Annotated in this window: 14 protein-coding genes and 1 pseudogene; 3 read left to right on the top strand and 12 right to left on the bottom strand. The window is 68.3% G+C overall.

Translation table 11 applies throughout. The features are described 5' to 3' along the window. The first annotated feature begins 63 nt into the window (after positions 1-63). Positions 64-2,508, top strand: coding sequence for a low temperature requirement protein A (locus CLT72_RS21135; protein WP_158242054.1), 2,445 nt, complete (start codon positions 64-66; stop codon positions 2,506-2,508). 706 nt (positions 2,509-3,214) lie between these two features. Here the strand turns inward: CLT72_RS21135 and CLT72_RS21130 are convergent. From CLT72_RS21130 to CLT72_RS21120, 3 genes are read right to left on the bottom strand one after another with little or no spacing between them, the layout of a single operon-like run. Continuing rightward, the gene (locus CLT72_RS21130; RefSeq protein WP_101413264.1) at positions 3,215-4,345 is read right to left on the bottom strand and encodes an FUSC family protein; all 1,131 of its coding nucleotides are present in this window, start codon (positions 4,343-4,345) and stop codon (positions 3,215-3,217) included. Between the two features lie 34 nt (positions 4,346-4,379). Continuing rightward, entirely contained in the window at positions 4,380-4,754 is a 375-nt protein-coding gene (locus tag CLT72_RS21125; RefSeq protein WP_486484289.1) for a sensory rhodopsin transducer, read from the bottom strand. Beyond that, complete coding sequence (locus tag CLT72_RS21120) at positions 4,754-5,971, bottom strand: D-arabinono-1,4-lactone oxidase (protein ID WP_101413262.1); 1,218 nt, start codon at positions 5,969-5,971, stop codon at positions 4,754-4,756. The genes CLT72_RS21125 and CLT72_RS21120 overlap by 1 nt, the downstream gene beginning before the upstream one ends. A gap of 835 nt (positions 5,972-6,806) precedes the next feature. On the opposite strand from CLT72_RS21120, the gene CLT72_RS21115 reads away from it, so the two are divergent. Next, entirely contained in the window at positions 6,807-7,943 is a 1,137-nt protein-coding gene (locus tag CLT72_RS21115; protein ID WP_101411378.1) for an IS701 family transposase, read from the top strand. 188 nt (positions 7,944-8,131) lie between these two features. On the opposite strand, the pseudogene CLT72_RS21110 reads toward CLT72_RS21115, so the two are convergent. After that, a pseudogene (locus CLT72_RS21110) lies at positions 8,132-8,320 on the bottom strand (transposase); the annotation flags it as partial. A 1,209-nt stretch (positions 8,321-9,529) separates the two neighbouring features. Between CLT72_RS21110 and CLT72_RS21105 the strand changes: the two are divergent. Continuing rightward, positions 9,530-10,654, top strand: a complete 1,125-nt coding sequence (locus CLT72_RS21105; RefSeq protein WP_101413261.1) for a PIN domain-containing protein — start codon at positions 9,530-9,532, stop codon at positions 10,652-10,654. A 254-nt stretch (positions 10,655-10,908) separates the two neighbouring features. On the opposite strand, the gene CLT72_RS21100 is transcribed toward CLT72_RS21105, so the two are convergent. The 8 genes from CLT72_RS21100 to CLT72_RS21055 all read right to left on the bottom strand — a co-directional run bounded on the left by CLT72_RS21100 (position 10,909) and on the right by CLT72_RS21055 (position 22,075). Further along, positions 10,909-12,267, bottom strand: coding sequence for an AbiJ-related protein (locus tag CLT72_RS21100; protein ID WP_144082294.1), 1,359 nt, complete (start codon positions 12,265-12,267; stop codon positions 10,909-10,911). Positions 12,268-12,601: 334 nt separating this feature from the next. Continuing rightward, the gene (locus tag CLT72_RS21095) at positions 12,602-13,489 is read right to left on the bottom strand and encodes a hypothetical protein (RefSeq protein WP_144082293.1); all 888 of its coding nucleotides are present in this window, start codon (positions 13,487-13,489) and stop codon (positions 12,602-12,604) included. 197 nt (positions 13,490-13,686) lie between these two features. Further along, a complete protein-coding gene (locus CLT72_RS31995) occupies positions 13,687-15,075 on the bottom strand; it encodes a competence protein CoiA family protein (RefSeq protein WP_158242053.1) in 1,389 nt (462 codons plus the stop codon). A gap of 201 nt (positions 15,076-15,276) precedes the next feature. Further along, positions 15,277-16,353: a hypothetical protein gene (locus tag CLT72_RS21075; protein WP_144082292.1), complete on the bottom strand. Its 1,077-nt coding sequence runs from the start codon at positions 16,351-16,353 to the stop codon at positions 15,277-15,279. Between the two features lie 139 nt (positions 16,354-16,492). Further along, a complete protein-coding gene (locus tag CLT72_RS21070; protein ID WP_101413257.1) occupies positions 16,493-17,392 on the bottom strand; it encodes a ribokinase in 900 nt (299 codons plus the stop codon). Then, entirely contained in the window at positions 17,389-18,768 is a 1,380-nt protein-coding gene (locus CLT72_RS21065) for a helix-turn-helix domain-containing protein (protein WP_101413256.1), read from the bottom strand. Before CLT72_RS21065 ends, CLT72_RS21070 begins: the two co-directional genes overlap by 4 nt. Before the next feature lie 704 nt (positions 18,769-19,472). Then, a complete protein-coding gene (locus CLT72_RS21060) occupies positions 19,473-20,090 on the bottom strand; it encodes an AAA family ATPase (RefSeq protein WP_101413255.1) in 618 nt (205 codons plus the stop codon). Positions 20,091-20,101: 11 nt separating this feature from the next. Then, positions 20,102-22,075, bottom strand: coding sequence for an ABC transporter ATP-binding protein (locus CLT72_RS21055; RefSeq protein ID WP_101413254.1), 1,974 nt, complete (start codon positions 22,073-22,075; stop codon positions 20,102-20,104). Positions 22,076-22,099 lie beyond the last annotated feature (24 nt).

Below are 22,099 nucleotides of genomic sequence, written 5' to 3'. Positions count from 1 at the left end.
GGGATGGGGTCCTAGTTATCGGTTCACCCGCCGATGGTTGGGCAGGGCTGGAACAGTAGGCGGGTGGGCAGCGACGGGGATGCGACCACATCCGGCGCGAGCAGTTCGGCTCGGCGAGTTCAGGGTGCCAAGCACGGTGGCGTGACCCTCCCGGAACTGTTCCTTGATCTGGTCTTCGTTTACGCCTTCATCAATGTCACCGATCTCATGTCGAAGAGTTCGGCCCTGGATGCGCTGCTCCAGGGAGGTGTCGTGGTCATGCTGCTGTGGCGCAGTTGGGCGGGGTGGGCTTGGGTGGGGAACCTGGTCCGACTCGATTATGGGCGCCTTCCCGCCGCCGTGTTCGCTGCGGCGACCGCGATCCTGCTCGTTGCGATCAGTATCCCGAAAGTTTTCGTCGACCGGCCCGGGGGACTCTTCGGGCCCGTCGTCTTCGCGATCAGCTTTCTGGCTGCTCGGGCCGGATCGGTGCTGGTCATTTCGCGGGCAGACCGGGGGTTCGACAACTCGCCTACCGCGGCTCGGCGCGCATGGTTGTCGTTGGCGGCGAGCGCTCCGATCCTGCTGTGCGCGACCCTTCTTCCCTACCAGTTGCCCGACGGCGCCCGAGCCGAGGCCGTCCAACTCGCGCTCTTCGCCGTCGCGATCGCCGTCGACTATCTCGGCCTGCGGGCAACAGGGACGGACCGGTGGCAGTTGACATCGGCAACGCACTGGGCCGAGCGCCACAGCCTGATCATGCTGATCGCGCTGGGCGAGACGATCATCTCGATCGGAACGAGTCGAGGCTTCTCCGGGGATCCTCCGATCACCTGGTCGGTGCTCGCCGGTTCCGCCCTTGGCCTCGTGGTTGTCGCGTTTCTCTGGTGGGTCTATTTCGACATCGCCGCACCCGACGCCGAGCACGCCTTGGAACTTCCCACCGATACCGCGCGGTCCCACCTCGCGCGGGAAGCGTACACACTGTTGCACCTGCCGATGATCGCCGGCCTCATTCTGGTGGCTTTCGGTCTTAAGAAGGCACTGAGCGCCAGCCCACCGGACGCCGTCACGCAGTGGGAGGTCACCTACCATTCAGCGCTCTACGGCGGCGTCGCACTATATCTGCTCGGTTTCGTGGCTTTCGAATGGCGCACCGTCCGTCGGATCGGGCGAGGACCCGTTCTCGCACTGGCGCTCGTAGCGCTGCTGTTCCCGGTTGCCCGACACTTCACCGCCCTGGAGTCGCTTGCCGTGCTGGCCGGCGCCCTGATCGGTGTGGTCCTCGTCCAGGTGACGCTGTTTGGCCGGCGTCACCGTCGACTGCACTCATCGGTCGCGATGATCGTGAATCGGGAGGTCGGCGCCAGCCCGGAGGAACTCTTCCTGGATCTGGTCTTCGTATATGCGTTCATCCAGGTCACCGTGCTGATGACGAGGCACCACTCGCTCATCGGAGTGCTACAGGGAATGGCCGTGCTGGCGTTGCTGTGGGCGTCCTGGGTCAACTACACATGGCTCACCGCCACGATCCGCAGGGCGGGGACCCCGTTGCGCCTGGTCGTTCTGGTCGCGGTAGCCCTGACCCTGATGCTGGGCATCGCCACACCGCAGGCGTTCAATTACGTGCCCGGCGGGCTGCCCGGCCCCCTGATCTTCGTCACCTCCTACGTGGCAGTGCGTGTCCTGCACCTCGTGTCGTTCTGGGTGGCGCTCCGCCGGGAGGCCCGACGCGTCACGGTGCTCCGGGCCGCCGTGCCCGTGGGGCTCAGCACGGTCCTGCTCCTGTGCGCGGTCCTGGCCGCGCCGACGAGCGGTGACCCGCTGACCCCATTCACCACCCTCTGTTGGCTGGCTGCCATCATCGTCGACCTGGGGAGCGGCTACCTCGTCGGCCTCCGCGGCTGGAAGGTGCGCTCCGTCAGCCTGTGGATGGGCCGCTACAACCTGATCATCCTCATCGCGCTCGGCCAGGCGATCATCGCCACCGGGATGACCATCGGCGAACTACCCCTGTCGGTCACCAACCTGCTGGCTGTCGTGCTCACCGCCGGATTGCTGTCCGCGCTCTGGTGGACCTACGTCGGCACCGACATCGCCGTGGCCGCCCGGATCCCCGAACTACCGGACAGTTCGCGGCGATACGCCCTCGCCCGCGACACGTACACGTACCTGCATCTGCTTCTCGTAGCCGGACCCGTGCTGATGGCCTTCGGGCTGCGAACCATGTTCCTGGAACCCGGACAACCAGGCCACCCCACCGGCATGATCGGCCGCATCGCTCTGGTATGCGGACTGCCGATCTTCCTGCTGACCGACCAACTCATCCGGCTACGCGCGCGCCGCCCGATCACCTACCAGCAGGCACTGAACCTGACCATCGCCATGCTGGCCCCACTGACCGTGCTGCTGCCGACCCTATGGGCGCTGACCGCGCTCACTCTGGCACTCCTCGCCACACACACCCTCGGCGGTAGGGCGAACTCCCCGCTGGCGGCGCTGTCCACTGATCGCAGCAGGGGTGCTTGACCCTCCAGCGTCAGAGCATGGTGCGGGCATGAGCACAACCGCCGCGTTGATCATCGATGGTTGCGTAGATTGAGCGCACGTCGAAGGCGAGGGGTCATCCTTGGGTGCCGTTCGGGATCATGGCTGGAGTCCGAGGTTGAGGCGGCGTGTGTAGTGGGGCCGTCGGGCTCGGGCGTTCGTCGACTTCAACTGCCCGGAACTACCAAAGGTAATGAGCACGAAAACGACTTCGCAATGCTCTGCGACCTCTTTCCCGCCGGCTACCACAGCTACCGATTTGGCTGAGATCACCCCGGCGAAACCGTCGCAGTCTTCGCCGCAAGGCCGTCGGATCTATGGCCGCAACAGCGTCATGATCCGCAGCGCGTCCGTCGTCTACGTCGTCGACCAGGTGCCCGCACGACTCGCGCTGGCCGAGCGGCTCGGCGCCGTGCCCGTTGACGACTCGCAAGGCGACGCGCCGAGCAGATCATGGACCTCAGAGGCGGCGACAGAGTTCAAAAGTCGATCGAGGCCGTCGGCTTCCAGGCCCACGACACCGACGGCATTGAACACCCGACTATGGCCCTCGACGGCGGCTGCATCAAGGTGACCAACCCTGCCAGCCGCATCGACTGCGTCGGTGTCTTCATGCCCCCAGGACTCCGACGGCGACAGCCCACAGCCCACAGCCCCAATAAGGCCACACCCGGTCAGGTGGGCGTGGTCACCCGTGGCCGGCGGCGGCTCGGCGGACCAGCCGGCGTGCCTCGTCGCGTGGGACGCCGGTGGCGCGGAGCAGGTCGTTGGCGATGGTCCGCAGTTGGGACACGATGATGGTGCCGGAGAACCCGATGTCCTGGCGACACGCCTTGCCGGCTTCCCGCACCGCCGCGAGCACCCGTTCCCGAGCACCCACCGGTTCCTCGACGGCCAGGTATTCGCGGTGCAGCATCCGGACTGCCTCGCCGTACAGTTCGATGGCGGCGGGCAGGTCGGGCGGCACCGGTTCGTTGTCGTGCAGGGCGGTGCCGATGCGGCGCACGAGGGCGCGGCTGTTGCGGAAGGCCCGTTCCATGTGCTCGGCGCCCTTGCTGTAGGCCGTCAGTACCCGCCGGCGGCGCCAGCGCAGCGGTGAGTGTCGGGCGACCTCGTCGGCGGCGATGATGACCTCGTCGAGCCGGTCGAGTTCCGGCTCCGCGGCGCGCATCTCGTCGAGTAGTTCTTCGGCGGCGCGGGCCTCGCCGTCGGCCAGCGCCTGTGCCGAGGCGGTCATGTGTTTGGCGAAGGTGTCGAGCGCGGGGTCGGCGACGCGCCGCAGCGTACGCAACGGGTTGAGGGGCACGATGACGAGCACGACCAGAAGTCCGATCGCTCCCCCGATCAGCGCGTTGAGCGTCCGGGGCAGTTCCAGGTCAGGGTTGGTTGGGGTGACGGTGGCGACCAGCACGCCCGTACCACCGGCTTGGGCCATCAAGGCCCCGGTGCCACGCACCGCCGCTGCCACGGCGATCGCCACGAAGACGATGGCGCCGGTCTGCCATGCTCCGGTGCCCAGTAGGCCGATCAGCACGTCGCCCACGAGGATCCCAAGCCCTACCCCGGCGACGAGTTCGACGGCGCGTCGGGCGTGGTTGCCGATGGCCGCGGCGATCACACCGACCGCGGCAGCCGGGGCGAAGGTCGGGTCTTCACCGCCCAGCAAGGTCCTGGCCGCCAGCCATGCCAGCGCGGCGGCAAGGCCGGCCTGCACCGCCAGGATGAAGTACGTCTGCAACCGGCGGTAGATCTCCTGGCATTGCTGGCGCAGTCGGGAATCCGCCTTGGTCGCCGCCGGCTTGCACTGTGAGAGCGCCATGGGCGCGGATACCCGGTCCGCCGGGTGCCGAACGTCAGGCCGGGTGGGCCATGACGCCGGTCAGCGCGACGACCCCGGGCAGCCGGGTGTCCTGGCGCAGGAACTGCACCACCACCGGCACCGGCGAGCGCAGCAGGCAGCCGTAGGGACGGTCGAGTCGGACCGCCTCCGGATCGATCAGGTCGTTGACCCGCACGTGCCGGATCCGTCGCGCCCCCACCAGGATCCGGTACGGCCCGACGGGCTCGGCGTCCTCGTAGTAGACGTCCAGGCTGACCTCGGTCTCCTGGTCGGTGGCGTTGAGCACGCACAGCTGGTCGAAGCTGGTGAACTCCGGTTCGGGGCCGTGACCGGGGAACGGCACGTGCCCGCCGGGGACGACCCACGTGCGGGCGCCGAGCTGTGCCATCACGCCTCCTCCAGCAGCCGGGCCAGGTCCGGGGTGAGGAACACCCCGTCCGGGTCCAGTCGGCGACGCAACGCCTGGAAGTCGTCCCAGCGGGGATAGAGCGGACGCAGCTCCCGGGCGGTCAGCCAGTGCTTCTTTCCCCAGTGCGGCCGGCCGCCGTGGTGCCGGAAGACCGCCTCCATGTCCCGGAAGTACTCCTCGTACGGCAGGGTGGTGTTCTGCAGGCAGGCGATGGTCGCGGTCGGCCGGCCGTACGCGTTGCTGAGCCAGATGTCGTCGGCGGCGACGCTGCGCACCAGCACCCGCCAGCCGACGACCCGGCGGTGCCGCTGCCTGATGCGCCGCCGCACCTCCGCGAAGCAGGCCGGCAACGCCTCCACCGGCAGCATGTACTCGATCTCCTCGAACCGCAGCTCCCGGTGGCGGGGGATGGCCCGGTGGGTGGGGGCCACGTGGACCTCGCGGGGCTCGTCCACGGCCGCTGAGCCCGGCACCCGCGGCGCGTGCCACACCCGCTCGTCCGGCGTCTGGTCGACCCGGTTCAGGACCCGGACCTGGGTCAGGTCGTTGCGGGGATACCAGTAGAAGTCCATGTTGCGGTTGGTGTGCTGCAACTCGGCCAGGTGCTCCAGGGTCCAGGCGACGGGCGCGCACCAGGACCGGCGGTGCAGTTGGTAGCGGGGTTGCACGGTCAGCGTGACCCGGGTGAGGACGCCGAGGGCGCCCAGGGAGAGGCGGGCCGCCGGCAGGAGCTCCGGGTTGTGGTCGGCGCTGACGTCCAGCGTGTCGCCGGTCCCGGTGACCAGCCGGACGCCGGCGACCTGGGTGGAGAGGTTGCCGAAGCCGAGGCCGGTGCCGTGGGTGCCGGTGGCGGTCGCGCCAGCGATCGACTGGTAGTCGACGTCCCCGAGGTTGTCCATCGCCAGCCCCGCGTCGTACAGGCCCTCCCCGAGGGCCTTGAGCTTGGTGCCGGCGCGGACCGTGGCGAGCCCGTTGTCGTCGACGATCACCCCGGCGAGCCGGTCGAGGCTGGCGAGGATCCCGTCGGTGCGCACCAGCGGGCTCGACGAGTGCCCCGAGCCCACCGGCCGCAGCGTCGTGCCGGTCTCCCGGGCCCGCCGCACCAGCGCCCGCACCTCGTCCTCGTCCGCGGGCTCGGCATACTCGGCGGGGGTGAACGACAGGCTGCCGGACCAGTTCACGAACCTTCGTCCCACGACGCCTCCCCTTGCCGCCACTGCGGCGGTTACCCACCCTCGGACGGGGTAGTCGTCGCGCTGCCGGGGTGCGCACGTCCTCGCGCGGTACCGCGCCAGGGCCAAGGCCCGCAGAGTAAGAAGAGGTTATGTCCATCGCGAATGCATGTCGTGCACTTCATTGTTGTGCTGTGGCGTCTCGGGGCCGACCGTCGGTGGCGTTGAGGCTGAGTACCGCCGTGGTGGCTGGAATTCTCGCTGGTGCGGTCCACTCCGCCTTGGGTTCGATGGTTGCGCTCGTGGCTGCCGTCGTCATCTTGTGGTTCATGCCTGAGTCGTTCCGGCCGTTGGAGCGGATAGGCCGGCATCTGAGGGGCGCTGGCGCTGAGAAATCCTGTTTCGACTGCCGGGAGCCGGAAGAAGCGGCCACAGCGCCCGGGTTTCATCGTCCGCCTGTCGCCGCGCCGTCGGTCGAGCCGGCCAACGAGACGCCTCCGCCCGGAGAAAATCGTTGAGAGTGTGCGCTCCGGAAGCAGCCCCTGTCGGCATCGCGCAGTTGAGCGAGAACCTCTGGCCCGGTGATGGTTCGATGGGCATCGGGCGAGGGCGCGTGTGCTTGTTCGGGGCGCTGAGGCCGGGATCGCCGCCGTGGACCTCGTCGCCGGTCGCCCACCCGAACGGGACTGCGGCGGTGAGCGCGGCAGCGCCTTGGGTCGGGATTGGGAGAAGCTACGAATCGCCCCTCCGGCAACCCGCCGTTTTGACGCGGCCCACCGAGGCGCGGATCTAGATCAGCTGCTTAGTACTGCAACGGCAGTAGGCGAATCGAGTTCGGTTCGCGTTCGTTGGTCTGCCTGTGACGGACGTTGATGTCGATCGTTGGCATGGGGAGTTGGACCGGTTGCATGCCCGTATCGGGCCTCGGTTTCGCCGTTCCGAGCCGCGGCGGCGGGCGCGTCAGTACCTGTGCGGCCTGGTGTCGGGTCTGGGCCGTAAGAACGGCTGGACCCTCGCTGAGCAGGCCGGGGATGTGTCGCCGGACGGGATGCAGCGGCTGCTGCGGTGGGCGGACTGGGACGTCGATGCGGTCCGTGATGATGTGCGGGACTACGTAGTTGAGCACCTCGGCGAGCCGGACGGTGTGCTGATCGTCGACGACACCGGGTTTCTGAAGAAGGGCACGCGTTCGGCCGGGGTGCAACGGCAGTACTCCGGCACCGCCGGTCGGACGGAGAACTGCCAGGTCGGCACGTTCCTGGCCTACCGGTCGGCGAAGGGCCACGCGCTGATCGATCGGCAGCTCTACCTTCCGACGTCATGGACTGAGGACCGGGACCGGTGCCGGGCTGCCGGGATCCCGGACGAGGTGCAGTTCGCCACGAAGGTGCAGATGGCCCGCGAGATGCTGGCCCGCGCTCTGGACGCTGACGTGCCGGTGGGGTGGGTGACGATGGACGAGGCCTACGGGCAGTCGAAGTCGCTGCGGCTGTGGTTGGAACACCGGGATGTGGCTTATGTGGTCGCGACCCGCCGCAACGACGACATGATCACCACCACGATGGGCATCGCCCGTGCTGACAAGCTGATCGCGGCCCTGCCTGCTCGGGCGTGGTGCCGGCTGTCCGCCGGCGCGGGCGCCCACGGCCCCCGCGAGTACTGGTGGGCGCGGGTGCCGGTGCGCATCGGTTGGCAGCCCGGTCGCGGGCACTGGCTGCTGGCCCGGCGCAGCATCGCCACCGGCGAGATCGCCTACTACGTCTGTTACGGGCCCCGCCGCACCCGCCTGGTCGACCTCGCCCGTATCGCCGGTGCCCGGTGGGCGGTCGAGGAGTGCTTCCAGCAGGCCAAGAACGAAGCCGGCCTCGACGAATACCAGGTCCGCGACTGGCGAGCCTGGTACGCCCACATCACCCTGTCCATGGCCGCCCACGCCTGGCTCTCCGTCGCCCGATCCCTGACTACAAAAGGGGATCCAGTCCCGGCGACGGCATGATGATCGGCTACACCGTACCCGAGATCCGAAGACTGCTTACCGCACTCGTAGTGCGATCAACTCACCCACCAGAACGCGTCTGGGCTTGGTCCAACTGGCGCCGACGACGCCAACACCAAGCCCGAACCTGCCACTACCGACGACGCGGCTACCCCTGACCAACTGCCGTTGCAGTATTAGAGCGTGTCTCAGGTGGTGAGTTTGAGGTAGCGCTTGTGGCAGGTGAGAGCGGCGGCGAGGGTGACGAACGCGCAGTAGAGGCTGGCCGAGCGTTCGTAGCGGATGGTCAGCCGGCGGTAGCCGGTGAACCAGGCGAACGTTCTCTCGATCACCCACCGGTGCCGCCCGAGCCGGTGTGAGGATTCGATGCCGCGACGGCGTGGCCAACATCCGAGGGACATCGCGGCTCTCGGTGCAGACCGGGTGGTGCTCCGATGGTGCTCGGATGTTCGGCGCCGGACGAGCACGAACGCATCAAATCCAGCACGCCGACATCGCCATCAGCCGGCCGCCGACGCTTGCCGTCGACGGCAGCGCGCGGACCAGCCGAAACGAAAAGCCCTCCGCGTGGACGAAGGGCTTGCAAAACAGCACGGGGTATGAGAGTTTGTATTTGGTGGGGAAGGTTGGTGATCCTCCCGACTACGGATCAGAAGGTTAGGGGTTCGAGTCCCTTCGGGCGCACTTCACGATCAAGGCCGCGACCAGCGTAAACGCCGGTTGCGGCCTTGATCGTTTCCCAGGATGTGCCGTGAGCTCCCACGATGTGGGAGCTTGGTGCTCCGTTGGTGCTCCGTTGTCACCGTGCTGTCCGGGTGGGGGTTCGTGCCTGTCCGTGCTGACCAGTGCGTTTGCGTGGCGCCTGGTCTGGATCATGGTCGGGTGTCGGCGGGTGAGCGTACGGCTTTTGTCCACTGTGGTGGGTGTTGTGAATCTTCTCTGCCGGGTTTGTGTCCGGGCTGTCGGCCGCCGTTGGTCTGGGCTGGCGTACGGCGACGAGCGGGGGTCGGGACGTTGGGCAGGGCGAGCGTCGGGGGTTGACGGTCGGGAGGTCGATGCATCTGATTCCCGCACTTTTGACCGGCGCGGCGGATCGGGGGCAGTGCCAACCCGTCGGCGTGATGGGCGACCTCGGCGCATTCGGCCGGGTCCCGCCCGGGCATCGCTGCCGGGGGTGACTCCCGACCCGAGGTCGGTTCGACGGCCGCACGTGACGCGACCGGCCCGCGTGCCAGGCCAGGCCGACATCGGCGGACTTGGCCGTCGTTGCCGCTGATCGTCGGTGACCCTTAACGGGTCTCGTCGGCGCGTTGTCGGCAGGGGTGGATCCGGGCGGCGGGACCCACATCGACCAGCCGGACGCTGATACAGCCCTGACCTACGGTGAGGGGCCACCTCCCGGGACGGCCGGCGGTGCGCGCTCATGGCCGATGTGCGCGCACATCTGAGCGCGAGCTCGACTGGCTTCACAGCTTGGCTCGCGCCTGCTCGATGCTTCGAGGCCGGCTGCTCACGGTCGGCGGCTACCGCCACCCCCCGCTGAAACCCGCTCGCGGTGCCGCCGGCCCGGGTCGCAGAATGGTCGGGTGCTCGTCGTCCTCGACGCCAACGCGCTTACTGCCGACCCCCGTCTCACCGGATCCGTGTGGGAGTTGCTCGCCGCCCGAGTCTCCGCCGGTTACGACACGGTGGTGGTCCCGGCCGTCGCGTTCATCGAGGTCGTCGCCAACCAGCGACGCGAGGCGGCGGTCGTCCGGCAGGTCCTAGACAAGCACGGGCCACGGCTGCGGAAGCTGGGCGCCGACGACGCGGCGTCGGCGTTCCGCGGGTCGCTCGATCGGCTCGCCGCCGGCTACGAGACCTGGCTGCAGGAACGGCTGGCAACGCTCGGGTTCGTCGTGGACGCGATGCCGGACGTTGACCACGAGACCCTCGTGAAGTGGGCGACCCAGCGCCGGCGCCCGTTCAACGACAACGGAGGCGGCTACCGGGACGCGCTCGTATGGTCGGCGGTCGTCGCGCGGCTCGCCCGGACGCACGCCGACGCGGCGTTCCTGGTCTCCGGCGACAAGACGTTCACCGCGGACGGCGGCGAGCTGCACCCCGACCTAGCCACCGACCTGCCCCAGGGCGGCAGCGTCATGGTGGTCCCGACTGCGGCCAAGCTGGCCGAGGTGTTGTTCGCATCGCTGCGCGGCACCACGGGCCCGGACGTCGACCCGCGTTTGTCGGCGTACGTCACGGGCCTCGACGCAGCGTCGCTGGTCGACTGGGTTGCCGACCGCCTCGACGACGCGCTCGCCAGGTTCGACCTGAGTCCCGAGGCGCTGGCGTTGCCACGGTGGAGCGAGGGCGCCGCCGTCGAAGACACCTATGTCCTCGAGCTGGACCGGCGGCCGGAGCTGGCAGGCGGGTTCAGCGGCTCGGCGCTGGTGCCCTTCGACGCCCGGATCGAGATAGGGCTCTCCTTCGAGCTGGACGCGCTTGACGCCGATGCGGCTGGGCTCGCGTCATCCGACCACGGCGGAAGGGACCGCGTCTGGGTCACCCTGCATAAGCCTGTCGACGTGCGGCTTCTGGTGAAGTTCGACGGGCAACACCACCTGCCCACGACCCTAGACGTCCTGTCGGTCCAGGCCCTGAACGACGACCCTGGCCATGACGAATGGGTGCCCCCGGACCATTGCCACGCGCAGCGTCGCCGGGCGTGACGGTCACGTAGTGGAACGCTCGGGCTTCCTCGCGGCGCGCAGTAGGAAGATGATGTTGGTGAGTCCGTCAAGATCAGCATTGAAGGGAGCTCTTGACCGGCGCGGGTGCCCGCAGGTAGCCGCGATCCGCGCCCTACGGCTACGACGTAGGCATCAGTGTGTTCGGCGTGGTGCTCATGCACCGCTTTTGCTGGCGGGGGAGTCCTGCGGCGCTCACCTTTAGGTGATCTCTGTCGGAGCCACGGCGATTGCCGTCAGCGGACGTGGTAGGTCCGAAAGAGGTCTGCGAAGAACGCGCGCAGCGTCCCGCGGGCAGCCTGCTCTTGATGCAGGTCTGCGGCACCAAACCGGAAAACGTCGTAGCGCGCGAGTTTGAGTTCGCGGTCCCCGCGCATGGTCGCCGCGTATGCTGCGGGGTCGGCTGCTTCGCCGGTCGCGTAGTGGTGGCGCCCGTCGACTTCCAAGACGATCCGGTGCCCACCTGGCAGCAGCATGAGGAAGTCCATGCGGAGGTTCAGCATCGCGTTGACACCTCGCGCCTTGACAGTCTGCGGGTCCCAGTGCAGCCACACCTCTGGTAGTAACGCCGGTAGGTCGTAGGCCCGCTCACCGTGGATCTCGTAGTAGAGATCGAACAACAGGCGCTGCGGCGGGGACTCAGGAAGGCTTTGCCGCAACCTCCGCCACAGGGTCTTCTTGGCAGCGGCGTCGGTCTCGATGGCCTGGGTGTCCTTCCACCAACTTTGAAGGTCTCGCCAACGCAAGCCGTCGCTTGTGATCTGCCGGTCGTAGACCAAGACCTGGTCAGCTCCAGAGGCGATTACGATCTCATTGTCGATCACGTCGCTGAGACGTAGGTCTGGCTTACGGGACGTCGCGAAGATCAGAGTCTTCGGTCGCCCGATGTGGGCTCGAGTCGCTGTCAGCTGGAACACCGGATAGCCGTCGGCCTCACCGGTCTCTCGTAGCAGCAGCCCCACAGCTTCGAGGTTCGTATTGATATGGGCTGCGACGCGACGTTGCGCCGGCTCATCGGGCAGCGTCTCGCCCGAAACGAGTCCCTCGAGGAACAGAGCAACCCTCCTGTCGCAGGCGTCGAACACCCCGAGCTTGTCGAACAGGTCCTCGGCCGTCCAATCACCAGGGTTGCGACGCACATGCCGATCGATCTGGGAGCGCAAGCTGCCGTCATTCAGCGAGAAGAAGGGAATCTCATCGCCAAGGACCCACAGGCTGTCCAGCAGCGCTTCGAAGCGGTCGAAGGCGGGAAGGAATTCGGCGAGTTCAAGGCCGCGAGCGATGTCGCGGCGAGTGCGCTTCTGAATCGTTGGGCCTGCCTCGGCGGCCCACAGGACGTCTTGTATCGCGTTGCGGGCACCCGCATCGACAACCCGGTTGGCAAGGATCAGCCGAGCGACCTCCGGAAGCCGGTCGTCCGGGGTCATGGCGGCGCTGCGCTGCGCCCGCTCCTGCTTTGTGCCCTCTTCGCTCGGCACAGGCAGGCCCACACGGCTGAACTCAGCCGGCAGGCGCCGGTGAGGCCCCCCGAGGGCGATCGTGCAGGCGACGCCGTCGACCAACTCGCGGAGCTTGCCGATGTCGAGATCGCTCACCATTGACTGATTCTGGCAGAGAGGTAGGTCCCTGATCAGCCCTCGGCACTGCAGACCTCGACTGCTCCGCATCCGATGCGGAACCTCGCTGGCCGGACTATGGCCTCAGATGCCGGCTTTGTACTGCCGCGCCTTGCTGGCCTGCGTTGCCTGTCGTCAACTGCCGCTTTACCGTCGCCCCGGGGCAACCGGTTCTGGCTGGCTGTCGCAACCGTGTCCCCTGCGGCGCGTGCGTGTCCCGGCCGGCCGCCGACCATGATGCGGTTTCCCGCCGACCGTTGGAGGGCATTCCCCGATCGGTGAACACCTGGCCCCTGTCGCGGCCGAAAGTCAGCTAGTCGCCAGGGTTGGCTGCTGCCCAGCGGAGAAGACTGGTGTATGCCGCGATCGCGGCATACACGTCCTCGCGTAGTCCGGCCATGGTGATCAGTTGGGATCCGCGGGTCCGGCGGTCCACAAGGTGCCACTCCACTCGCTGGGTCTTGCCTGCTCCGTCGGGTCGCGGGTAAGCCTCGCTGATGACTCGGGTGATGTTCCCGTGCGCTAATTCGTTGCGGCGCCTGATTGCGGCCCATAGCTCCTCGCGTGGGAAGCTGCGGTCTGCGTCTGGGGATGCGCCGCTAGCCAGAAGCGACTCCACACGATTTAGTCGTTTGCCGATCATCCACTGGTCTAGCTCGCTTCGACGCGTCTCGGGATCGTTCGGTCTTTCCAGCTGCAGGATCACGTCGCCGAGAAGATCCTCCAAGACAGTGCTCTGCGTTATAACGAGACCTCGCCGTTCATCAAGCGCGCTGCGTTCAGCGACTTCTTCCCAGTCAAGGTCGACCGCGTCGTGGAATGACAGGAGGAGGTCATAGTTTGAGAAGACGTTCAAGGGTTCGTCCGAGTCGTCGTCGAACGACACCTCGACCACGTCGACCGACATCTCCTCAAGGCTCCGAACGTTGTGCTCGTCTAGCATCCCGACGTAGGCCCAGTCGACGGTGTACGAACAGGCCACGTCGGGATAGTCCGGCGTCCAGAAGGCGCAGCGCCAACCGCTGACGTCTGGAACGAGATCCGAACTCTTGCGCCGCACGTCGCCGTGACGGGGGCACCTCATGTGTGCGGCGATCGGAGCAGCCTGCCAGCGACGAAGTAGCGCGACCTGCTCAGCAGTGAACGGTGCGTGGACCTTTGGCGTGTCGGTTGGAAGTCCCAGCGTGATTCGGAGCGCCACTCGGTGTCTCCCCTACCTCGTTTCTGAGACGGCCAGCTCGGTGGCGACGGTGCCCCACGCCCCTATCCTGCCGTAGCGCCATCACCCTAGGCGGCCGTCATCACGGCGTTTCCGGGCCGCTAGCGAGGACCGGGATAGTGAGCGGCCAGGTCGCGGACGCCGGGACCCGACGCGGCGCACTCGGAATGGAACTTGATCTAGATCAGCGACATCTGCTCGTGGTCGGGGAGGTTGAAGTACACGATACGGGCGGTGTCGATGGTGCCTGTGCCGGCGAGTTGTTGGGCTTCCCGAGCGTTGCGGACGTAGACCCAGACGGCAGGGGGCAGCCGGTGCAGCGAAGCGGGGCTGGGCCGGAGCACCCCGTGTAGCCGCTCGCGAATGTAAATGGCGATGCCGTAGGCGCGGTCCGGGGCGGGGCCTTGGGCGTCGAACTCGGGACGGGCGGCGTGTGTCTTCCACAGCGGCTCCGCGACGGCCTCGCGGAGTTCGTGGATCTGCGCGGCAGACAACTCCCCCCACCACCGGTCCGCGGCCAGTCGCTCGTCCTGCTCTTGGCACAGCCGCTGCTGCTCGGCGGCGCGTTGTTGTGCCTGCCGCAGCTTCTCCTCGGCTTCGCGTCGCTGGCGTGCCTGTTCGGCGTCGGCCGCCCATTTCCGAAGTTGCTCGTCTCGCCGGGCGGCCTCCTCCGCTGCCCTGATCTCGCGTTGCCGTTGCTCGTCTTGGCGTCGGGCTTCGGCTTCGGCTGCGGCTTGCTGCTCGGCCTGGCGTTGCTGCTCTTCCCGTTGGCGCTTGCGTGCGTCCTGGCGTTGCCGCATCGCCTCGTGCCGGGTCTCGGTATCGATATGCGGGCTGGTGGTCCAGACCAGGCGCCGCCGGCGGTAGATGTGGTCGGAGCCGAACCAGACCCGCCGGTATCGGGGGCGGACCTCGTGCACGACGGGCTGCCCTCGCGACGCCCAGCGGACGAAGGCGGTCAGCTCCAGCGTGTCGACGGCGACCCAGGCGCCGTAATCGATGTCGAATGCGGCCGGACCCTCCACGACGGTCCAGGGCCGGCCCTGGGTGGGTTCGCGGACCCGGATTGACGGCACGTGTCCCATCCACGGGGCCTGCGCGGCCGGACTGACCCAGCACACGCCGACACCGGCGGAGCGGTATCGCTCGGTGCGCTCCTGGATGTCGTCGATGGTGATGGGCGACAGTTGGGCCTCCCAGGCGATGCGTCGGGTGCCGTCGTGCGAGGAGGCGAGCACGTCGGCGCGCCAGGTGCCATCCGGGGAACGAACCTCTAGCTCGGCGTGCCAATCAGCGGCACGTACCGCGGTGGCCAGTTCCAGCTTAAGGAGGTGATGCTCCAGCGACTCGTTCAGCCAGGCGCAGTCGGCGGGGCGTCCAGGGTCATGGGCGAAGTACCTGAGGTTGCGGGCGGACACCTTGGCATGCACACCATGCCCGCATTCCGGACACCGCAACGCCACGCGAGGCCGAGTCTTGTGCACCGCCGGCCAGGTCAGGCCGCAGCCGAGGTCGGGCAAGGTGGCGTCGATGCGGCCAGCCTCGGGATGGATCGCCGCGAAGGCCATGTCATCGCCGCCGTGTGATCTTGTCGTCGACAGCCGGGCCGCCGCTGGTGCCCTTGCGGATCTCGCCCACCGCGTACCTCTCACTGATGATCGCGGAATTGCGTATACACCGAGCGTGGCAGAGCGGTACGACAACATCACTGCTCGTGCCGGCCCCGCCTCTGGTCGTGTGCTGACGCTGGTCAGCGACGAGGTGCTGGATCACCAGCAACCCTGCGGCTCGCCCAGCGGCTCACTGACTCGTAGATCCATGAGTGCTTGTGGTATAGCCCGCCTCGCTTCAGCGTTGAGGCGGACCCCACCGATACTGAAGGGGAACTTGTTCGACATCCACAGCAGCCCCGACAATCGGGCGGGCATCGTCCATCGGAACGGATGCGCTAGGTCAACCTGACACGAGCCAACGTGCCAATCGCCTGGGTTGAACTGGAACGTCATAACCTGCTCGCCAGCGAGCAGGTTATCGACGTTGGTCAGCTCGAGCCCGGTGAAAGGGTGCGCGCCGACCGCCACGACGAACGGTACGTCGTGCGTGTCGATGACGTCGGCGTACTTTCTGACCTTGGCGTCGACGGCCGCGGCGAGCCTGCGCGCGTCAACAGGGCCCGCGATACCACTCGGAGAGGCGAACTGCGCGCAGAGTCCGCTGGCTGAGCGGAGCGGACCGAACCGATCGCGCACCACGGTAAACCGGTAGCCATGCGTATCGATCACTGCTGGCGGGACCGGTGAAGCGAGTAGCCGCCCGCGCAGGTCCCGTGCGATCCGCTTGGCGGTGCCAGCCTCGGGCGGTCTGGGTGGCACGTTGCCGCGAGCGGCCATGCCAAGGACAACACCCACCGGGATCTTCCTGATCAACTGGTCGAGGTAGTGCCACCCCCGGATCTGCCCCAAGGTCTGCCTCGCCGGCTGGTCGGTGTGAACCTCTACGAACATGGCCGGCTTCCCGTCCGCGCCAAGCACGGTCCAGTCCGGGGTGAGCCTGCCATGTTCACCTTCGTATACGGCGGTGAAGCTGGCCCCTCGAAGCGCCGCACCGGCCGCGAGCTCGAAGACACACGGCCAGTGACTTTCGTCGAGCCACAACTTTCGCCCGAATTCTGCGGCCTGCTTCGCGGCGAGTAGATCAAGCTGCTCGCTGAGCCAGGCGCGCCGCGGCGCATACTCTTCATCAACAGCGATGTCGTAGGTAAGTTGTCGTCCAGAACGCGGCCGAGTGCCGAAGCGACGCCGATGTTCTTCGACAAACTCTGGGCCGAACCACAGTTGTTGCTCCACGAGGGAATCATCACGAGAAACGCCCAGCGCGGCCACAGCTATATAGCCGAGATGTCTCCGCAGACTGACCGTGTCTCGATACTCGGTTGCCGGTGCTGAGTCAGCGGCTGGAGCAGCTGCCCTTGAACGGAGGTCTCCGTCAGGGGACCTGATGTGGCGGGGTGTGAGCGCCGCTGTGCCCGACGGTGTGGGAGCCGGCGTGGACGGCGGCGGTGATGGCCTCGGGTAGCGGGGTGTGGCGGGCGAGGTCGAAGGCAAGAGAGCCGAGGAAGGCGTCGCCGGCTCCGGTGGTGTCGACGACCGGGACGCCAGGTGCCGGCACGGTGCCGGATCCGTGGGGATGGGTGAAGGCGGCGCCATTGGAGCCTGCGGTGACGACGACGGTACCGGGGCCGAGGCGTTGCAGCGCGGCGGCGGAGTCGAGCGGGTTGCCAGCGGTGGTGCGCAGGATGGCGGCGGCTTCGTGCTGGTTGACCACGAGGACGTCGAGTTCCGCCAACAGCCGGGGGTCGAGGTCGGGGTTAGGGACGAGATTGCCAACGACGATCGGCGCGCGGCGGCGGCTCAGCAGTGTGGTCACGGGTTCGGGTGGTAGGTCAAGCTGCACAATCACGGCTTCCGCAGCGAGGCCGGCGGTGGCGCGGTGGATATCGTCGGTGGTGAGTTCGGTGGCGGGTGAGAGTGCGAGGGTGATGTAGCTTTCGCCGTCGGGTGTGACCTCGATGATGGCCGCGCCGGTGGTGGCGTCGGGGACGAGCCGGACGTGGCGGGTGTCGACCTTGGCGTCGGTCAGTGTTGCGGTGATCTGGTGGCCCCAGGTGTCTGCGCCGACGTTGGCGATCAGGGTTACGCGCCCTCCGCGGTGGGCGGCGGCGATGGCCTGGTTGAGGCTTTTGCCTCCGGCGTTGGCGGTCAGAGGCGAGCCGATGGCGGTGCGGCCGGGTCGGGCGCGGTGGGGTACATGGATGGTCAGGTCGATGTTGGCCCGGCCGACGAAGGCGGCATCGACCCTGCCACCGGCGCCGCTGCTGTCGGTCACGAGGTCGCTGTGGAAGCGGCCAGGGCGGCGTGCAACTGCTGCACCGCAGGCTCGGTAGGAAACGCCGCGAGTTGGCGGCCTGCGATTGCGACCTCGCGTTGAATCCGTGCCGAGCGGGTGAGGTTGGCCAGGTTGAGCGCGGCGAGGGCGGCGGCAGCGGCCGGCCCGGGTTCATCGGCGGCGGCGTGGGCGACGGCGGTGCGCGCCAGATAGCGGCCCCGTTCACGTCGGTACGTTTCCGGCCACGCGTCGAGAGCCTCTCCGAAACACCGGACGGCGGCGCCGGGGCGGCCCAGCCGAAGCCAGCCCTCGCCCTCCTGCGCGCTGATGTATGCCGTGGTGCAGAACGCACCGAGCCCACCGCCGTCTGTTCCGGTGGCGGCAGCGAGGGGGTGGGCCTCGTCGATGGCGGCCCGGAACGAGCCAGTGTCACCTTCGACCGTGTGCCCGTGGGCGCGCTGCACCGCCGCGAACGCGCGCACCTGCTCCCGGATGCTGCCAGCGCGCTCGGCGGCACGGGCGAGCCCGAGTACGCGGTCCTGGTCAGCGGCGTCGCTGGCCCGCTGCGCCATGCGAGCGAAAACGTAGGCAGTGAACTCCATGTCGCCGGCTTCTTGGGCCATGGTCAACGCTTGGGCGAGCCACCATTCGCCGGCGTCCCGGTCGCCCAGATCGTCGCTGAGCCAGCCGGCGAATTCCGCCCACCGGGCCTCGGTACTCAACAGCGCGTCGCGCAGGCTGCCTCGTGCGGCTCGGCGGTAGTCGGCGATGTGACCGAGCTGCTGTCGGGCCGTGGGAAGGATGGTCGCGGCGCCGACCCGGTTGTCGGATTCCACGAGCACCGACCGCAGTGCCGCGAAGTGCTCCACGACAGCTGGATCAACCTGCGCCGCCCGTGTCGCTGCGGGCAGCGGTTCCGCACTCGACAGGGACGCCACCACACTGCCGGGAACCGCCTGCAGGAGAGCCCGGCGGCTGACCTGAACGTGCCGTCCTCGCCCGTCTGCCACAGTCATCACGATATCCGCCTCCCCTGCGGGCTGGCCGTTCGTGTCGGTCACCGGGGTGGTACCGGCCGCGGTCAGAGCGGTGGTGAATGCTGCTGTTCCCCTGGCCCGGCGGTACTTCTGCTCAATGGCCACGACCCGGTCGTACCCGGCGGTGAGGGCACCGTCGGTGTCGAGGACCTCGTCACAGCGGTTCCAGAAGGCCCGGTCTGGGTGCTGGCGCCCGACTTCGGTGTTCGCGATTGTGCTGCGGCCGGTAAGGATCCTGGGCGCCAGTGAGTGCTGGGTGTGGCCGGCCGCCTTGCGGTACGCGGCCAATTGCTGGCCAAGCGCGCGCCACGCTTCGCCCACCTCGTTCGGGCCTGCCACCGTCGCCTCCCGGGGCCATCGCGCCTCGGCTGGCTGAGCGAGATGACCGAGCGCTAGCCAGAGGCGGTCTTCGATGTAGATCGTTACCCTACCGTGCGGTCGTGGCTGCGTAGGTCGTCTACCCGCCGTTGCTGGTCGAGGCTTGCCCCGCCTGGCAGTGGCCCGCCACGGCCAGGCGGGGGTGTCAGTCGATCCGCAGGCCGCCCTGCGCCTGATGCCTTCGACCGTCACGCAGTCGGTGCGCGACGCGGTCACGGGCGTGCTATCGGCCGAGGGTGGTGGAGATGCAGGTGTTGGGCGAGGTAGTCGCTGAACGATGTGGCGCATGGGAGGTCCGGATCATTGGTGGCGCCGGCGGGGACGTAGCGGGTGTGGCGCAGCTCGTCGACGAATGCGACCGCAGGTGTCCCGCCACGCAGACCGGTAGTGATCGCCGTGGACAGGGCGTTAGTCCGGCCAGGGTGGAACCGTGCTTGCCCACTCTCAGGTCGACGTGGGTGAGGGCGCCGTTGGCTTCTGCGGCTGTCATCAGGTGTCCGGGGACACCGGCGATCACGAACTGACTGGTGACGCCGGCCGCACGTCGAGGCACGGTCGTTTCGCTCATAGTGGTCGTGATCCTCTCTGGTGGAATCCGCCTCTACGCGACGTCGGGCGGCTCTTTCGTGTGAGGGGTTCGGGGTGACCTGTGCGCGTGCGCTTGGTCAGCTGGTCGTCGCAGCGGCGGGTGGGGTGTCGGCTTTGCAGGCGCAGTGGCGGCAGCGTCGTGGGCAGGGCGTTTGTGGTGCGGCGCTGATGAGGCCGCTGGCTTGCAGGATCGTGGTAACCGTCTGCTCGAGGGTCTGGGGTTCGGGGATGGTGGTTTCGCCGGGGACGTTGAGTAGGTCTCGGTGCGTGTACCAGCGGCGCATCTCGTCGGGGGTGACGGGGATGGGTTCGTCGCGGTTGAGGTGGCGGCGGATGGTCTCGTCGATGGAGACGTCCAGGTAGAACACGGCGGCCGGACCGGGGTGGTTGTCGATGAGCTGGTGCAGCGCGGCGGCGTAGCGTTCGGTGTGCAGGATGCCTTCCAGGATGACGTGGTAGCCCAGCTCGAGGGCGGTGCGGGCGGTCGCGATGATGAACGCCGGGGCTACCGGGTTGATATGGGCGCTGTCGTGTTCGCGGAGCAGGGTTCTGCGCAGGTAGTCCTGCTCCAGCAGCGCGGCCCCGCGTCCGTAGCGGCGTCGGACCTCGCGGGCGGCCGTGGTCTTTCCGCTGCCGGAATTACCGCGGATGATCACCAGCGTTGGCGCGGGCTCGGCGGCGTGTGGTTCGTCCATCTGGTGGTCCCTCAGGCGGAGGCGGGTTGGCGGGGCAGCGTCGGAGCGTGCGCGGTGGGGCTGTCGTAACCGGCGGCTTGGAGGGTGAACAGCTCGGCGTACCGGCCACCGGCGGTCATGAGCTGGTCGTGGGTGCCGGCTTCGACGAGGCGGCCGTGGTGCAGGACGTAGATGCGGTCGGCGTGCCGGACGTTGGCGAGCCGGTGGGTGATCAGGATGGTGATGCCGCGCCCCTGCCGGTCGCGGATGGCCTGGAACAGGGCATCCTCGGCGCGAGGGTCGAGGGCGGAGGACGGCTCGTCCATGATGAGCACGTCGGCGTCGCGTAGGAACCCGCGGGCGGCGGTGATGCGTTGCCACTGTCCACCGGAGAGGTCCTGCCCGCCGGCGAAGGTGCGGTCGAGCAGCGTCTCGTACCCGTGGGGCAGTTCGGTGATCATGTCGTGGGCGACCGCGCGGGCGGCGGCGGCCTCGATCCGGTCCTGCGCCGCCGTGGTGCTGATGTCTCCGATGGCGATGTTGGTGGCCGCCGTGAACGGCCACTTGTGGTACTCCTGCGTCACGACGCCGATCCGAGCCCGCAGCGCGTCGGTGCCCCAATCGTCGCCGGACCGCCCGTTGTAGCGGATGGCGCCGCTGGTGGGGGCACGGAGGGTGGCGATCATGGTGGCGAGGGTGGACTTGCCGGAGCCGTTCTCCCCGACGAACGCCACGGTCTGCCCGGCGGAGATGGTGAGGGTGACCTGGTCGACGGCCGGGGTGTCGCGGTCGGGGTAGCGCAGGCTCACCGCGTCGACGGTGATCTCCCGCAGCCGCTCCGGTGCGTGCGCGTCGGCGGCCCGGTCGGTGGGCGGCGGCAGGTAGTCGGCGGCCCGGGTCATGAAGCCGGTGTAGTCGCGGAAGTGCTGCCCCTCGGTGTAGACCCGGTCGACCTGGAAGGTCACCACGGACAGGGAGCGTTGCGCGGACTGCACGGCGATCACGCAGGTCGCGGCGGCGGCGAGCGGAATCTGACCGTCGACGAGCAGCAGGCCGAGCAGGACGTAGACCACGGCGGTGGCGATCCCGCCGATCATCGCGCCGACGGTGGTGGTCGTGGTGACCTTGCGGGCCAGGGCGAGTTGGATGCCGGTCTCGACGTTCATGACCCGGTCGTACTGGTCGAGCAGGAAACCGCGTAGGCCGTAGGAGCGTAGTTCGGGGGCGGAGTCGCGTTCGGCCATCAGCCGGTGCAGCAGCCACAACCGGCGACGCCGTACCGACCCGGCCGCGTAGCTCTGGTAGCGCAGGTGCCCGGCGCGCAGCGACGCCCACCCGTTCGGCACGGTCGCCACGAGCAGGGCGAGCAACAGCAGCGGATGGACCAGCACGACAGCGACGGCGACGGCGAGAACACCGGCCAGGCCGGCGAGCAGATTCATCGACGCCTGCACCAGAGCGGTGGTGGAGTCCGCGCCGCGGGAGGCGCGTTCCATGTCGTCGGCGAAAGCATCAGCGTCGAACGCCTCCAACCGCACCGCGGTGGTCACCTCGAACAGGCCACGCTGGACCTCGCGGTCGACCTTCGGGGTGAGGCCGTTCTGCGCGTACCCCATGGCGGTGGCCATGCCGGCGCGCAGCGCGGTCACCGCCGCGAGAGCGGCCAGGGCGGGCAGCGCGGCGATCACCTTGTCAGCGGTAGGCCCGCCGGCGAACAGCTCCACCAACACCCGCTGCGCGGCGAGGAGCCCGAACGCTGACATCACCCCCGCGCCCACCGTCGTGGCCGCCACGATCAAGGTGCATACGCGGTCGGCGCGCCAGCTCACGGCGAGGGCGGCCCAGACCAGGCGGGGCAGTTCGGAGAAGACGGCGAACAGCCCGGCCTGCGCCCGCGCCCGCACTCCCGTCTCCCACCACATCTCACGTAACTCCGGCAACACCGAAGCCTGCTGTGTCGGCTCAGACACGGTGGACGTGCGGTCGGGATGGTCGGTTTTGGGCATGGAGATACCTCCCAAAGGCGAGCA

The organism is Micromonospora sp. CNZ309, assembly GCF_002846525.1.
Note: the sequence above shows the minus strand (reverse complement) of the source record. Positions and strands in the feature narration are given on the sequence as shown.